Annotated in this window: 12 protein-coding genes; 7 read left to right on the forward strand and 5 right to left on the reverse strand. The window is 38.2% G+C overall.

Features of this window, described 5'->3' with window-relative positions; all coding sequences use genetic code 11:
- Positions 1-66 precede the first annotated feature (66 nt).
- A complete protein-coding gene (tfpB, locus tag BLV99_RS10655) occupies positions 67-1,824 on the reverse strand; it encodes a type IV pilus assembly ATPase TfpB (RefSeq protein ID WP_092690415.1) in 1,758 nt (585 codons plus the stop codon).
- A gap of 310 nt (positions 1,825-2,134) precedes the next feature.
- Between tfpB and BLV99_RS10660 the strand changes: the two genes are divergently transcribed.
- The gene (locus BLV99_RS10660) at positions 2,135-3,340 is read left to right on the forward strand and encodes an MgtC/SapB family protein (RefSeq protein ID WP_086184725.1); all 1,206 of its coding nucleotides are present in this window, start codon (positions 2,135-2,137) and stop codon (positions 3,338-3,340) included.
- Here the strand turns inward: BLV99_RS10660 and tsaA are convergent.
- Complete coding sequence (gene tsaA, locus BLV99_RS10665) at positions 3,337-4,053, reverse strand: tRNA (N6-threonylcarbamoyladenosine(37)-N6)-methyltransferase TrmO (RefSeq protein ID WP_092690418.1); 717 nt, start codon at positions 4,051-4,053, stop codon at positions 3,337-3,339. The genes BLV99_RS10660 and tsaA overlap by 4 nt on opposite strands.
- 105 nt (positions 4,054-4,158) lie before the next feature.
- Here tsaA and BLV99_RS10670 point away from each other — a divergent pair, with 105 nt between their 5' ends.
- Positions 4,159-4,938: a ferredoxin--NADP reductase gene (locus BLV99_RS10670; RefSeq protein WP_092690421.1), complete on the forward strand. Its 780-nt coding sequence runs from the start codon at positions 4,159-4,161 to the stop codon at positions 4,936-4,938.
- A gap of 456 nt (positions 4,939-5,394) precedes the next feature.
- Here the strand turns inward: BLV99_RS10670 and BLV99_RS10675 are convergent, their stop codons facing one another.
- Complete coding sequence (locus BLV99_RS10675; RefSeq protein ID WP_086184699.1) at positions 5,395-5,961, reverse strand: TetR/AcrR family transcriptional regulator; 567 nt, start codon at positions 5,959-5,961, stop codon at positions 5,395-5,397.
- A 262-nt stretch (positions 5,962-6,223) separates the two neighbouring features.
- On the opposite strand from BLV99_RS10675, the gene BLV99_RS10680 reads away from it, so the two are divergent.
- Both BLV99_RS10680 and BLV99_RS10685 read left to right on the forward strand, forming a co-directional pair.
- Positions 6,224-7,063: a hypothetical protein gene (locus BLV99_RS10680; RefSeq protein WP_092690424.1), complete on the forward strand. Its 840-nt coding sequence runs from the start codon at positions 6,224-6,226 to the stop codon at positions 7,061-7,063.
- A 279-nt stretch (positions 7,064-7,342) separates the two neighbouring features.
- The gene (locus tag BLV99_RS10685) at positions 7,343-8,131 is read left to right on the forward strand and encodes a DUF2071 domain-containing protein (RefSeq protein ID WP_092690427.1); all 789 of its coding nucleotides are present in this window, start codon (positions 7,343-7,345) and stop codon (positions 8,129-8,131) included.
- Positions 8,132-8,164: 33 nt separating this feature from the next.
- Here the strand turns inward: BLV99_RS10685 and BLV99_RS10690 are convergent, their stop codons facing one another.
- Positions 8,165-8,806: a cation efflux transmembrane domain-containing protein gene (locus tag BLV99_RS10690; RefSeq protein ID WP_092690430.1), complete on the reverse strand. Its 642-nt coding sequence runs from the start codon at positions 8,804-8,806 to the stop codon at positions 8,165-8,167.
- Between the two features lie 90 nt (positions 8,807-8,896).
- Here BLV99_RS10690 and BLV99_RS10695 point away from each other — a divergent pair, with 90 nt between their 5' ends.
- From BLV99_RS10695 to BLV99_RS10710, 3 genes are all read left to right on the forward strand, one after another.
- Complete coding sequence (locus BLV99_RS10695; RefSeq protein ID WP_092690432.1) at positions 8,897-9,301, forward strand: Cd(II)/Pb(II)-responsive transcriptional regulator; 405 nt, start codon at positions 8,897-8,899, stop codon at positions 9,299-9,301.
- Between the two features lie 1,160 nt (positions 9,302-10,461).
- The gene (trhP, locus tag BLV99_RS10705; RefSeq protein ID WP_092690437.1) at positions 10,462-11,859 is read left to right on the forward strand and encodes a prephenate-dependent tRNA uridine(34) hydroxylase TrhP; all 1,398 of its coding nucleotides are present in this window, start codon (positions 10,462-10,464) and stop codon (positions 11,857-11,859) included.
- Positions 11,860-11,873: 14 nt separating this feature from the next.
- Complete coding sequence (locus BLV99_RS10710; RefSeq protein ID WP_086184704.1) at positions 11,874-12,128, forward strand: YfhL family 4Fe-4S dicluster ferredoxin; 255 nt, start codon at positions 11,874-11,876, stop codon at positions 12,126-12,128.
- 278 nt (positions 12,129-12,406) lie between these two features.
- Here the strand turns inward: BLV99_RS10710 and BLV99_RS10715 are convergent.
- Positions 12,407-13,018 (reverse strand): FAD-dependent oxidoreductase (locus BLV99_RS10715; RefSeq protein ID WP_167356323.1); only part of this gene is annotated, 612 nt, incomplete at its 5' end.

Genomic DNA, 13,018 nt, shown 5'->3' on the forward strand with positions numbered 1-13,018 from the left:
CGATAAAGTCATTAAAACAAATAAAGATGAGGTGAATCTTAAGATTTCTTAATTTTCACCAATGCTTTAATTCAAAGGCACCACGCGCAAGACTTCTTCTAAAGTGGTCATGCCTGCTAAAACTTTACGTGCACCCGCAATTCGAAGGGGTTCGATGCCTTCTTTCTTGGCCTGATGACGCAACTGGTTTAAATTAGCATTTGCCCCAATCAGTTGTTTGCTCTCCAAACTTAAAGGCATAAATTCATAAATACCAATACGACCTTTATATCCCGTGTGACGACATTCTTCACAACCAACAGCATGGAATACAAAGTTCGGCATTTCGATTTCATAATCAAAAGTTAAATGCTTCCATTCTTGCTCATTAATAAAGGTTTCTTGTTTACAATGTGGGCACAGTTTCCGCACCAGACGCTGTGCCAGAACCCCTAAAATGGTCGCCGCAGTTAAAAATGGCTGGATGCCTAAATCATGCAATCGCGTCAGACTTGAAGGTGCATCGTTGGTATGTAAAGTAGATAACACCAAATGACCTGTCAACGCAGCTTGGATCGCCATATTTGCGGTATCTTGATCTCGAATCTCACCCACCATAATAATATCGGGGTCTTGACGCATTAAAGCGCGAACGCCATCGGCAAAGCCCAAATCAATCCCTTGATTTACCTGCATTTGATTAAAACTCGGTTCAAGCATTTCAATCGGGTCTTCAATCGTACAGACATTCACTTGTTCTGTTGCCAGCTGTTTCAGTGAAGAATACAAAGTCGTGGTTTTTCCCGAACCCGTCGGCCCCGTCACCAAAATAATGCCGTGACTATGTGACGTTAAGGCTTGCCAATCACTGAGTAAATCGCCTTCAAAGCCCAACTGTTGAAAACTTCTGACCAAAACTTCGGGGTCAAAAATACGCATCACCATTTTTTCGCCAAACGCAGTCGGTAAAGTCGATAAACGTAGCTCTGTTTCTTGCCCTTTCGGGGTACGGGTTTTTAAGCGACCATCTTGAGGTTTACGCTTTTCAGCCACATTCATCCGACCTAAAATTTTAATCCGTGAAATCACCGCGGTCAGTGTATTGGCTGGCATTTTATAAATGGTATGCAATACACCATCTATTCGAAAGCGTACCTTTCCTGCATCTTTACGCGGTTCGAGATGAATATCACTCGCGCCTTGTTCAAAGGCAAACTGTAGAACCCAATCCACAAGCTTGACAATATGCTGATCATTGGCATCTGGATTTTGGGTATCTCCCAATTGTAAGAGCGCCTCTACCCCTTTGTGATCACGATCATAAGCATTGGCTTTTTGTGATGAATTTACAGCACGACTAACTTGGTAATATTCCACCAAATAGCGCTGTAACTGGTCTGGACTTAACAATACACGCTGAATTTTTTTCGGTAAAAGACTGTGTTCTAAGTTCGCAACCCACTCTGTTTTATAAGGTTGATCCGTTGCAATAAATACTTTATCTGCTTGAATTTCAACCGCTAAAATTTTATTACGTACAGCAAATTCTTGCGACATCACACTGGTCAATGCCTGCACATCTGCTTTCAAAGGATCAATAATATAAAAAGGAATATTGGCTTTTTCTGCAATCCACTGACATAAACGGTTTAAAGTCAGGGTGGATTGAGGGTGCGATTGATCCACCAGATCAAAATTTGCAATCCACTGCAATGGATGCCACTTGAGTTGCTCACGTTGCCGATGTGTCGTTTGTATCAGTAGCTTATTGCGCTCGGTAATACGTTCATCTTTTTGTAATTGTTCCAGACACCAAGATGTGTCCATTTCAAAATTAAAATTCATTGTTCTAAGCCCCAAAACATCGCAATACTATAGCAAACTAAATTTCATCTCGCTTAAATCACTTTTATAAAAATAAGCACTTGAGCGTTAAATTAACTTTATTGATCCCTTATCTCACTTTCAAAATAAAGGCCATTACTACTCTTAACTTAACGACGATTATACTTTTACTTTCGCTGATTTATAGCCAATAATGCTTCATACACTGTTCAATTAACCACCACACTCCCCAACCTTAAGTTTTTGGATTAATACTGTGAATAATCTGCTTAATCTATCGCTTCAAAGCACATCATTTCAAGAATTACTGATGATTATGGCTGCGGCTTTAGGTTGTGGTTTATTAATCGGTTTAGAGCGTGAAAGAAGCAAACAACGTGAAAATCAACATAGCTTTGCTGGCGTTCGTTCATTTGTCATCTGTGCATTACTTGGTGCGCTATGTTTTACTTTTGGCGCTATTTTTGGTCTGGTCGGTGCAATCATTATTGGTGGAATTGGTATTTTTTCGCTTAAAAACCAGCTTAAAGATCCTGGTGTAACCACTGAACTGGCCTTTGTCATGACCTATTTTATCGGCGCACTTTGCCTTTGGAACATTACACTGGCTGCAAGTTTATCCGTTGTACTGACCATTATTTTAATGATGAAACATTCAATACATGGTATTGCAAGCAAATGGATTACCGAAGCTGAGTTTAAAGATGGTTTATTTTTACTCGCGCTGATTTTAATTGGTTTACCGCTGACCCCAAACACACCTTTATGGGGTTCAGTCCTCAACCCTTATATTATTTTAAAACTGCTAGCGCTTATACTGGTGGTTCAAACTTTAGCGCATATTGCAAAACGCTTACTGTCTTCAAAAAATGCCCTCATGCTTTCATCTATAGCATCTGGTTTTGTATCGAGTACAGCCACCATCGCCAGCTTAGGTATGGAAGTTCGCTCAGGTCGTGCAGAAGCAAATGCTAATGCAGGTGCAGCACTGATGTCCTGTATTTCCACCTTATTGCTGCTGTTAATTATTATTGCTGGCGTGTCTGTAAGTTGGCTAAAAATTCTGATTTTTCCATCATTACTTGCCATCATTATTCTCGCTCTCTGTGCTTTATGGCTTTTACGTAACGCAAAAGCACCTGAAAATATAGAATTAATCGATAGCCGAATGTTTAGCTTAAAAGAAGCTGCCATCATTGCAGGTACATTAACTATTATTCAAGCAGGAATTTATGGACTCAATCTTTTACTTGGGGATGCCGGATTAATTGCAGGAACGCTGTTAGCTTCACTATTTGAAATTCACGCAGCCGCAGCGGCCGTGGTCATTCAAGGTGATCCAACCAACTCAACATTACTCTATGCCATGATTTTAGGCTTAGGCGCTCATGCAATTTCGAAATCTATTAATGCGACTTTAACGGGTGGCTGGAAATTCGCGCGCGTATTCGTTCCTGCTCAAATACTACATATGCTCGTTTTAATCAGTGTGCTTTTCTGGGTCAGCCTACGCTAGAGTTGAACAATATCAACAACCGTAATATTGCCTAACCCGACAGAAAAACTCACATCTAAATGAGCAAAATTCATTTTATAAATCCGCGCTGCATCATTTTGATAAGCAGGTCTTGGATCCAAGGATAAAACTTGCTCCAACTCACTCACAATTCGATCATCTAAGTTTTGAACCTGAATCAACTCTTGCTTTTGTTGCTCCGCACTTTCGCTCCAAATAACCCGCATTCGTTCAGGCTCATGCTGCGCATAACCACTTTTTGCAGCAACAACGGCATCTGAATATTGAATATATGGCTTAATATCTAAAATTGGTGTGCCATTGAGCAAATCACTCCCTGTCACATACACACGAACAGACTTACCGACTTTTTTCACTTCTTTCAACTGCACCACAGACAAGCCCATAGGTGCAGGACGATACATACTCCGTGTCGCAAACACCCCCATTTTCTTATTTCCCCCTAAACGGGGTGGTCGGACTTGAGGGCGAAAATTATGGCTATCTTGTTGATTTTTATTGTCATGAAACTGCCAAATTAACCACAAATGACTAAATTCATTAATGCCTTCGAACGCCAATAAATCATTATAAGGTTCAACCATTTCAATATAAGATTCGACTTGAACCAAATTAGGTTGTCTCGGAATACCAAATTTTTCACGATAAGGCGAGTTCATATACCCAATAATAGGCACTTTAAGTTCAGTCATAATCAATTTTTCTGATAAGCTCAATTAAATATATTCAGTTTATCGAGAATGTTTTTAGATTAGAATAGTAAGCTGTTCTAATTTGATAATTTATTGAGACCTTTAATGGCTGCTTTCAACGTCGAGAAGATTACTCACGTCCACCACTGGAATGACACATTATTCAGTTTTAAAACCACGCGTGACACTGCGCTACGTTTTAAAAATGGTCAATTTGTGATGATTGGTCTTGAAGTAAACGGTAAGCCTTTAATGCGTGCTTATTCTATTGCCAGTGCTAACTACGAAGAAGAATTAGAGTTTTTCTCAATTAAAGTGCCAGATGGTCCTTTAACCTCTATTTTACAAAAAGTAAAAGTGGGCGACGAAATCTTAGTTTCTAAAAAGCCTACAGGTACTTTAGTGCTTGATGACTTAAACCCAGGTAAAAACTTGTACCTACTTTCTTCAGGTACTGGTCTTGCGCCATTCTTGGCAACCATTCGTGATCCTGAAACCTATGAACGCTTTGAAAAAGTGATTGTTGTTCACGGTACACGTTTCATCTCTGAATTGGCCTACCAAGATTTAATTAATAATGAACTTCCAAACCATGAATTTTTCGAAGAATTAGGCATTAAAGACAAGCTGGTTTATTACCCAACTGTAACACGCGAAGAATATCCAAACCAAGGGCGTGTAACCACGGCAATTGAAAGTGGTGAAATCTTCGAAAAAATTGGTCTACCACGTTTCAACCCAGAAACTGACCGCGCAATGCTTTGCGGTAGCCCTGCATTCCTAAAAGACGTTGTTGCACTTTTAGACCAGCATGGGCTAAAAGAATCACCTCGTATGGGTGTGCTTGGCGATTATGTGGTTGAACGTGCATTTGTTGAAAAATAATACCGCGTCATATTGAAAAACCGAGGAATTTCCTCGGTTTTTTTTTATTTTCAAATATTTATTTTTTATTAAATCTGAATAAATGTGAGTGAATTTCAACCACACCAACATTTTTGGTCAGAATTTGTCAAAAAACTGACTAAAAATTGTTGTCTTAAGCAATAAAAGTACCTATAATCTCAAACATAAACAGACAGGTCTGTATACTGCTGATTTGTTTTATTTAGCTGAAGTTTATAATACATCCAGAGGGCACTTTACAAGTATAAAAACAACATAAGAAGGGAGTTTTCAAACTCCTCATAGTATTAATATTTTAGCCAATTTCATTATGAAAGAGACTTCAATATTAATACTAAACCAAGAACTTTCAGCGAGGCGTGATATATAACTATAATATTCACGCTTTTTTATTTTTTAAAATTTATAAGCAGCAAACGATAAGCACAGTAAAATTTAAACGGCCATGAGTTCCAATTGAATTAACTGATAAACACGTTTCCAGTATTCCTCAATATTGACCGAATTTTTATCAATTTGTGCTTGTATCGTCATCCCATCGAGAATACTAGTCAAAAGTACAGCCAACTGAAGTGGCTGTTTTATTGCCAACTGCTCTAAAGCAAAACGGATTCTTTCGAGCAACCACTCTTTATATTCTATAGCGGGTTGCATGGTTGATGGATATATTTTAGAAACTTCTTCAACGGCCTTCTGAAACATACACCCATTGAAATCTTCCATATGAAACCATGCCTGATACCAAAAAAAGATGGTTTTTACATGTGCTAGATAGTCATTGTAGTCACATTTAGCAATCGCGGCATCTAAAGACTCTTGTAGATTCATATTTCTACGATGCAGGCATTCCTCAATCAGTTTCGCCTTAGATGGAAAATATTTATAGAATGTCATTTTCGCAACGCCAGATTCACTAATAATCCGATCGATCCCAATTGAATTATAACTGTAAGAATTAAAAAGATGCAGTGCAGTATTAATTATGTCGTCTTTTTTAGACATGTTACTTACCTACCAACCTTATTTTCATTGTATGATGAACCAAAATAAAATAGAAAAAGATGCATCTTTTTAATCATCTAGCGTAAATATGCACTAGCATAACATTTTTTGCATCATATTAAAAAAATTCATGTTTATCATTTATTACTATATTTATTCTACAAGAGCAAATGTTTGAAATGAAAGTCTTTTATAAAAAATGGTGTAGCGTATTTATATTTTTTTTACTATGATTGAAAGATTCAAAGACTGACCTCCCCTTATGAGTACACTTTCTTTCACTCAATCTGAAAATGCACGGCTTGAAGCTTTGAGTTTTATTAAAAAGTCTATTCCGGCAACCTTATGGAACAAGCATGTTCATGAGGTTCAGCAACTTAAACAAAAGTGCCTACAACATCCGTTGTTTCAGCTTCCAATTTTAACGCGTCTTAACAGCCAAACTTTGTCTTTAGACCAGTTAAAGTTCATTCATATCAATTATTTTACAGCCATTGTAAAAAACTTTACTGATACACTCAGCATGGTTATTTATCAAGCTTTACAATTGGAAAATCATGAAAATATTCATGAAGTAGACCGTATTCATGCTAAGGCCTATGCGCGCTATTTATTATCACTCAACTTAATTGATGAGTTGGGTTTTAATACCTATGAGCTAAGTTTAAGTTCGCCAGCAAGATCTCATCTCGTTTACTTTATGGATTTACTGAAATTATTACAGGTTAACCCTTTAGATCCGAAACAGGTCGTTACGGAAGCCTATGATCTCAACCAATTCAATCAGCCACACCTACCTTCTTATAATAATTTATTGTTAATTTTAGCCTGTGCAGAATTACAGGTCATTAAATACAGTGAAGCACTCAGAATTAATTTAGAAAAATATGATGTGCAATTTACCTATGGATATTATGCCTGTCATGGTGTGGTAGATCACTCAGAAAAATTAGCCAATGATGATAATCATGAAGATGATATTTGGGCCCTTCTGACTCAAAGTTACCACAGCTCTCAACAACATGACTATGAACAGTTACTTGAACAATACCTACAGCTTTGGCAAAACTTCTGGAGTAAAATGGATAAAATAACAACATAAGCAATTATTTTTAAATATTTTTTATGATTAATAAAACACTGTATATTTGATTCAAAAGTCTGTTCGTTGTTTGAATAACTCTTTTCTAGGAACTATTCGGTTTTAAAATAATTTTGTATCGCCTACTCATAGTCGCAGTAGCCTTTTGCTTGCTTGTCTGAATTAGAAAAACGAAAGCTATTAAAAATGATAGGTGAATAATGCTTCAGCCTTTATTTACTCAGCAGTAAACTTTGTTTTATATTTACTCAACAATTATAAATGTCCCAGATTAATTAAATGACTTTTCCAAACTTAAATTTTCCAGATTTTCTGCATCCGCGCCCTCAACCTACTGGCCTTGATGTGCAATGCAAATTAAAACATTTTGCGTTGATTACTTATGCACTAGACCCAATTCGTTTTAAAGATATTATTCCAGAACGCTTTAAGCTGGACACCATTCAATATCAAGGGAAAGAACAGGCTTTAATGTCTGTTGTTCCATTTATAGATGTCGATTTTACTTCTGCGGTGTGCCCTTTTCCTAACTTCACTATGGGACAGACCAATTACCGTGTTTATGTCATTGATCAGGAAACACAAGAACGCTGCGTCTGGTTTATTGGCACAACATTAGACTCTTGGACACTGATCGTGCCACGTTATTTGTGGCAGTTACCTTGGCATACTGCGATATTCGATTTTGACTGCCATCAAGATTCCGATGGCTTATACAGTCAGTATAAAATGCAGACTCAGTCTGAATGGGCCAGTGCTGAACTACAACTCACCCAATCACATGAAAACCCATGGCACTATGAAGGCTTCCCCAATTTAGAAACTTACTTAGTCTATTTAACCCACCCACTTGCGGGCTTTTACCATCGCAGAGACGGTAAATTAGGTACTTATCGTGTTTGGCATGCGCGTCTACAAGCGAAGCCAGCAAAGCTACTTCATGCAAAATTTGATCTTTTAGACCGTATGAATCTGGTATCTTTCGAGAATCAGTTAAATCCCTATAGTGTACTGATTGAACCAATCAATGAATTTACGATTTATCTTCCTCCTCGCGTTATTCAATAGCATTCAACAATGAGAGTATGCCGCTCTCATTGTTTATGGGCATTCCTCGACTAGATTGATACGCTTACTTGCCTGTCGCTCTTTCATGGCTTTTTGAATTACCTGATAACCACCAGTCAATCCTAGAATCGACATCACCAAAGCCACCATTAAATCTGGAATTAAGCTTCCTGTTCCAAACACACCCACCGCAGCGAAAATTACAGCTACATTTCCAATCGCGTCATTACGGCTACAGAGCCATACCGACTGCATATTCGAGTCCCCATCTCGAAAGGCATATAAAAATAAGGCTGAAATAACATTCGCAATTAAAGCCAAAACCCCAATTGCGCCCATCGTAATTGCTTCAGGTGGAATTCCTTGTACATAGGCATAAGTCGTTTTTCCAATGACAACCAGACCAAACAGTGCCATTGTTGCACCTTTGAGCAATGCAACGGTCGCACGCCAATACAAACTTGCCCCCAGCACAGCCAACGAAATAGCATAATTCATGGCATCACCAAAGAAATCGAGCGAATCTGCCCAAAGTGCGGATGAATGTGCATAGGCTCCACCAATTAATTCAATCACAAACATGGCAGCATTAATAAACAATGCAATCCACAACGCTGTTCTAAATTTACTGTTCGGTTTTTGTGGTGCTGGGGTAGGACTGCAAGAACATGCCATGTGATTACTCCATTTCAATTTACATTTATTTGTATTATGCTGATTCAAAACTATGGAGTAACTCCAAGGTCAAGCACAAAAATGAATACTATGAAAAATTATTTAATTCGTGATCTATCCCAAAAAACACAATTGTCCACAGACACGATTCGTTTTTACGAGAAAAAACAGCTGATTCAACCCTGTTTCCGTGGTGACAATAACTATCGTTATTATGATGAGGAGGCCTTAAAACGCTTAATTTTTATTAAACGCTGCCGTGCTTTAGATATGTCATTACAGGAAATTAGTCAGCTCGCTGAATTAGTCAAACAGCCTCAAGCAGGTTGCCAAGTGGTTGATCAAATGATTGAACAGCACATTCAGCAAGTTGAAGAAAAGATTGCTGAATTACACACTTTTCACACGCAGCTCCAAGGCTTACGCAAGAGCTGTTCGAGTGATACCACCATTGATCATTGTCAAATTTTAAAGCAGTTAAAAGCGACTGAATAAGCGCTGTAGTTGAACAAAACCTTCGTTTGAACCACGAAACATGTGGACTAAGGCAATGAAGACTGCTATTTCAAGCAAAAGATCAATAATTGTCGTAAACAGCATCAGAAAAACCAGTCTAAAAGACGAATTTCGGTCTAAAAATGAAAATTTTGCAGTGCTCATATTAAAAATAATGTGTTGTGATTATACAATTTTTGTAACATTTCAAACTTTTTTGATTAATTTTTGACGACTTAAATCTGCTTAATTCAACTCAAAAAGAGCATTGAAATGACGTTGGAGATGTTTAATACTTTACATAGATGCCTGCAATTTTTCTTCTTTAGACAATGCTAAATGCAATGCATCGACCTAACCGTCATGAACTTTTATCGCATTTCCCAAATAGAGTAGGCATGATTTTTGTGCCATCGAATCGCAAAGCATAATTATCACTTCAAACTAAAACTGCTCACAGTCTTACATGTTTTTTACTGGATAAATTATTTGTAAAAACATTAAACTTTGCACGGTTCTTCAAGTCGAAAAATTAACTTTACCACTGGGTTGATTTCCTACATTGCACGCACCAAAACCTTGCGGCACAGGTGCTCAATAAAGCTTCTAATAAAATATTGCGACCACTATTTCAGGCACATAAAAATAAAAAAATCATTTTTATTCTAACTGGTTAATCAAAATCGTTCAAAATTTCACAGCGCCTTAATTTCGTACAATCAAGTCATAAAACCTTGTGCCGCTACAGGTTGTAAACAAAAAATTCGTATAGATAACTCGATATGTAAACGGTCATAAAGCCACCACTCTTGGCGTCGATCTTGCAAATTTTGTGTTGAGCATAATAAGCTCAAATATCGTAATCTTTTGGCTAGCTGAGTTGCACAATTTGGGGCAAATTACACACATATCGTTCAACCTATTTCACGCTCAGTCACAAAATATCTTACTGAGTTTAATCTGTAAGCGGTTTGAAAAAAGCAACCTGATCCACATGCAAGATCCTAACATAGCGGAACATACATATTTTTATATACAACAACTCCAACCTAGCCAGATTCCTATGCGAGTTTGATGAAATCCGAGCTTTTTACTAGGTTGAATCATTTTTTTATATCCCTACAATAAAGACATATTTTTTGTATGCCTTTGTTTAATTCATGACTATTTGCCACGTAACTGAACTCCTCTCTCCTGCTGGTTCACTTAAGAATATGCGTTATGCATTTGCTTATGGAGCCGATGCCGTTTATGCAGGTCAGCCACGTTATAGCTTACGTGTACGTAATAATGCATTTGATCATGACAACTTAAAAATCGGTATTGCTGAGGCACATGCTTTAGGCAAAAAATTCTATGTGGTGGTCAACATTCAGCCGCACAACAGTAAACTGAAAAATTTTATTCGAGACCTTGAACCTGTTGTTGCAATGCAACCTGATGCTTTGATTATGTCTGATCCGGGATTAATCATGATGGTGCGTGAACATTTTCCAGCAGTTTCGATTCACCTCTCTGTTCAAGCCAATGCGGTGAACTGGGCAACGGTAAAATTTTGGAAAAATATGGGCTTAACCCGTGTCATTTTGTCACGCGAATTATCTATCGATGAAATTGAAGAGATTAAACAGAACGTGCCTGATATGGAAATTGAAGTTTTCGTACATGGCGCACTCTGTATGGCTTATTCCGGTCGTTGCTTACTTTCAGGCTATATGAATAAACGTGATGCAAATCAAGGCGCTTGCACCAATGCGTGTCGCTGGAAATATAATATTCACGAAGCAGCAGAAGATGCATCTGGGGATGTCATTCCAGTCCAACCACTGGAGACAGCATCTTGCTGCAATAATAAAGATGCCGATGAGCAACACGCCATAGAACAACACCAATTTGGCGAGCCGGTTTTATTACAACGTAATGAAGAAGAAATGTTCGCTGCTGAAGAAGATGAACATGGCACTTACTTCATGAACTCTAAAGACTTACGTGCCGTTCAGCATGTCGATCGTTTAGCGAAAATGGGCATTCACTCATTAAAAATAGAAGGTCGTACCAAGTCTTACTTTTATTGCGCACGTACTGCACAAATTTATCGTAAGGCGCTTGATGATGCACTGGCTGGTCAAGCTTTTGATCCAGCATTAATGAGTCAATTAGAAGGTTTAGCCAACCGTGGTTATACCGAAGGTTTTCTACGTCGTCATGTGCATAGTGAATATCAAAACTACGAAACGGGTTCATCACGTTTTGACCATCAACAGTTTGTGGGTGAGGTTTTAGAACGTCATGGCAACTATATTAAAATTGAAGTCAAAAACCGTTTTGACGTGGGTGATTCATTAGAACTCATGACCACTTCTGGCAACATCACTTTTACACTAACTGAAATTTTAGACAAGAAAGGTCATGCCATTTCTGAAGCCAAAGGCTCAGGTCATATCGTTGATATTCCTGTTCCCGCCGATGTCGATATGCACTATGCCCTACTCATTCGTAATCTACCACATTCAGTGCAAGACATTACAGCCGCTGCACTGGCATATGTCGCTGGCTAAATCGAGATAAGAGCATGGCTTTATTGATTACCCATCAATGTATTAATTGCGATATGTGTCTGCCTGAATGTCCTAACGAGGCCATCTTTGAAGGCAGTAAAGTATATGAGATTGATATAGATCGTTGTACCGAATGTGTCGGTTTTTATGAGCACCAAACCTGTATTGCAGTATGTCCAATTGACTGCATTACGCCACATCCTGAGCACATAGAAACACAGGTGCAATTGATGGAAAAATTTAAAGGATTGAACTTATTTAAATCTTAATATTTTCCATTGAGTTGGAATAATAATTGCTTAATTAAATAAAAAAAGCTTGGGAAAAGTAAAAAGATAAGCCCGAAAAATAAAAAAAATTTAATGCAACGGTAAATCTAAAGTGCTTGGGGACACTTTAGATTTACACATTGCAGATATAAAAAGGAACTTAGGGGTGAACCTCCAAAGTTCCAGTCAAACAAGAATATTTGAGAAAAATAATAGTCAAATAACATGTGATGAAGAGGTTAAAGTGTTTGGGGACACTTTAACCTCTTTTTTATTATTTACTGCCCTGAACGGATGATGTAATCAAAAGCCGACAATGACGCTTTGGCACCTTCACCTGTGGCAATGATGATTTGTTTGTATGGCACAGTGGTACAGTCACCCGCCGCAAACACACCTTTTACATTGGTTTCGTTACGGTCGTTAATCACAATTTCACCACGGTTTGAAAGCTCAACATTGGATGTTTTTAAGAAATCCGTATTTGGTAATAAACCAATTTGTACAAAGATACCTGCCAATTCAATGCTATGTTCTACATCCGTAGCACGGTCTTTGTATTTAAGTGCCGTCACTTGTGAACCATCGCCCACGACTTCTGTCGAGAGTGCATTCATAATCACGGTGGTATTTGGCAAGCTGTTGAGTTTATCTTGTAGCACTTGGTCTGCACGCAGTTTGGTATCAAACTCAACCAAAGTCACATGCTCAACAATCCCTGCAAGGTCAATCGCCGCTTCCACACCCGAATTACCCCCACCAATCACTGCAACACGTTTGCCTTTAAACAAGGGACCGTCACAATGTGGGCAGTACGCCACACCACGGGTTTTGTATTCTTGCTCACCCGGTACATTCATTTCTCTCCAACGTGCACCAGTCGATAAAAT

The organism is Acinetobacter kyonggiensis (assembly GCF_900107285.1).
Taxonomy (GTDB): domain Bacteria; phylum Pseudomonadota; class Gammaproteobacteria; order Pseudomonadales; family Moraxellaceae; genus Acinetobacter; species Acinetobacter kyonggiensis.

Bases quoted from the DNA above. Each gene is read 5' to 3' on its own strand.
- BLV99_RS10680 (WP_092690424.1), top strand. From the start codon at position 6,224: ATGAGTACACTTTCTTTCACTCAATCTGAAAATGCACGGCTTGAAGCT.
- BLV99_RS10660 (WP_086184725.1), top strand. From the start codon at position 2,135: ATGATTATGGCTGCGGCTTTAGGTTGTGGTTTATTAATCGGTTTAGAG.
- BLV99_RS10675 (WP_086184699.1), bottom strand. From the start codon at position 5,961: ATGTCTAAAAAAGACGACATAATTAATACTGCACTGCATCTTTTTAAT.
- BLV99_RS10670 (WP_092690421.1), top strand. From the start codon at position 4,159: ATGGCTGCTTTCAACGTCGAGAAGATTACTCACGTCCACCACTGGAAT.
- trhP (WP_092690437.1), top strand. From the start codon at position 10,462: ATGACTATTTGCCACGTAACTGAACTCCTCTCTCCTGCTGGTTCACTT.
- BLV99_RS10695 (WP_092690432.1), top strand. From the start codon at position 8,897: ATGAAAAATTATTTAATTCGTGATCTATCCCAAAAAACACAATTGTCC.
- tfpB (WP_092690415.1), bottom strand. From the start codon at position 1,824: ATGAATTTTAATTTTGAAATGGACACATCTTGGTGTCTGGAACAATTA.
- tsaA (WP_092690418.1), bottom strand. From the start codon at position 4,053: ATGACTGAACTTAAAGTGCCTATTATTGGGTATATGAACTCGCCTTAT.
- BLV99_RS10710 (WP_086184704.1), top strand. From the start codon at position 11,874: ATGGCTTTATTGATTACCCATCAATGTATTAATTGCGATATGTGTCTG.
- BLV99_RS10690 (WP_092690430.1), bottom strand. From the start codon at position 8,806: ATGGCATGTTCTTGCAGTCCTACCCCAGCACCACAAAAACCGAACAGT.
- BLV99_RS10685 (WP_092690427.1), top strand. From the start codon at position 7,343: ATGACTTTTCCAAACTTAAATTTTCCAGATTTTCTGCATCCGCGCCCT.